This window comes from Neisseria sp. HMSC055H02, from assembly GCF_001813335.1.
Classification (GTDB): domain Bacteria; phylum Pseudomonadota; class Gammaproteobacteria; order Burkholderiales; family Neisseriaceae; genus Neisseria; species Neisseria sicca_C.
Genome location: NZ_KV812129.1, coordinates 1 through 1,999 on the forward strand (window position 1 = coordinate 1; position 1,999 = coordinate 1,999).

2 protein-coding genes are annotated in these 1,999 nt (G+C 51.6%); both read right to left on the bottom strand.

Annotated features, from left to right (window positions below; translation table 11 throughout):
• Positions 1-130: 130 nt before the first annotated feature.
• Complete coding sequence (gene gabT / locus HMPREF2907_RS11335; RefSeq protein ID WP_070682755.1) at positions 131-1,390, bottom strand: 4-aminobutyrate--2-oxoglutarate transaminase; 1,260 nt, start codon at positions 1,388-1,390, stop codon at positions 131-133.
• A 264-nt stretch (positions 1,391-1,654) separates the two neighbouring features.
• Positions 1,655-1,999, bottom strand: a 345-nt coding sequence (locus HMPREF2907_RS11340) for a transposase (RefSeq protein WP_141754452.1), incomplete at its 5' end; no start/stop codon positions are given.

The following is a 1,999-nucleotide window of genomic DNA, read 5'->3' on the forward strand; positions in this document are numbered from 1 at the left end:
AATCGGGGAAAAGGAAATATCGGGGTGGTTGAGCAGTTGGGAAAAGGTTTTCATGGGAAGTCCTGCAAAATAATGTGGTGGGTGTTTTTCAGACGGCCTTTAGGCCGTCTGAAACCTTGTTTCAGCGTTTTTAGCTTTTGCGTGCTTTCTCAAAGGAGTTTTTCAGAATCGTCAAAGCCTGGTCGAAGAGTTCCTCCTCAATCGTCAGCGGGTAAAGGAAACGTATGGTGTTGGCGTGCGCGCCGCAGGTGAGTAGCAGCAGGTTGTTTTCCATCGCAATAGCTTTCACTTTGGCGGCAAACTCGCTGTTCGGACTGTCATCGTCGCCGAATTCAACAGCCACCATCGAACCTAAGCCGCGGATTTGGGTAATTTCGGGTGCGTTTAAATCGCGTAGGAACTGTTTGAGCTTGTCGCCCAGATATTGGGAACGTTCCAGCAGCTTTTCCTCTTCGATGATGTCCAGCACCACCAATGCCGCGGCAATGCCCAAAGGGTTGCCGGCGTATGTTCCGCCCAAGCCCCCCGGCCTTGCCGCATTCATGATGTCGGCCTTGCCCGCCACGCCGCTCAATACCATACCGCCCGCCAGACTTTTTGCCATCGTAATCAAATCGGGTTTGACGTCGTAATGTTCCATCGCAAAAAGTTTGCCTGTGCGGCCGTAACCGGACTGTACTTCGTCGGCAATCATCACAATGCCGTGTTCGTCGCAAATCTCACGCACGGCGCGCATAAATTCGGGCGGGCAGACATTGAAGCCGCCTTCTCCCTGCACTGGTTCCAAAATAATGGCGGCCACGTCGTGCGGCGCAATATCGCTTTTGAAAATCCTTTTGATACTTTTAACCGCATCCTCCACGCTGATATGCTGCGTTTCGGAAGGGAAAAGCGCGTGGAACACGCCCGAAGGCATGGCGCCGAAATCTGCCTGATAGGGGGACACTTTTCCGGTCAGGGCAAGCGTCATCAGCGTGCGGCCGTGAAACGCGCCGCCGAATGCGATCACACCGTTGCGCCTAGTGTGGGCACGGGCGATTTTCACCGCATTTTCAACCGCTTCCGCGCCGCTGCAAAAAAACTGGCATTTCACTTTGCCTTCAATGGGTACCAGTTTGCCCAATCTTTCGCCCAGTTCGACATAATTCTGGTAAGGCACAACCTGAAAGGCTGTATGCGTAAATTTCTCAAGTTGCGCCGCGACTGCCGCCGTCACTTTCGGATGACAGTGGCCGACATTCAGTACGCCGATACCGCCTACGAAGTCGATAATTTCCCGTCCGTCGGTTGATTTAATCACTGCATTGCGCGCGCTTTGGGCGAACCAGTCGCAGCCTACAGCCGCGCCGGTCGGCAAAACATCACTCATCCGCTCAATCCAAGTATTCATAACCGCCTCCTTTTTCCTGATAAAATCATATTTAAATTCTTTATTTGTTCCATATATTGAACATTAATTTAATATATGGCACGTTTTAATCATAAATTTTGCCGTCGAAATTTGTCAATGAATATATGAGACCTTTGCAAAATTCCCCTCTTCCCCTTCACCCCCAACAGCTAAAACCCAAACACAGGTTTTTCGGCTGTTTTCATGCCAAATATCCCCGTTTTTCTCCCCGGACGCCCCATAATTAGGCATCCGGGCCGCCTTTTAGGCGGCAACAGGCACACTTAGCCTGTTAGCCGCTTTCAACAGGTTCAAACACATCGCCTTCAGATGGCTTTGCGCACTCACTTTGAGCAGACCAAAATAGGCTGCCCGGGCGTAGCGGAATTTACGGTGCAGCGTACCGAAGCTTTGTTCGACCACATAACGGGTCTTCGACAAATATCGGTTGCGTTTGGTTTGCACTTCCGTCAGCGGACGATTGCGGTGGGCTTTGCGCATAATGCCGTCCGGCAACCGATGCTCTTTCAGATGTTGCCGGTTTTCCTCACTGTCGTAGCCTTTGTCGGCATAGACGGCCGTACCTTCGGCAATGCCTTCCAACAAAGG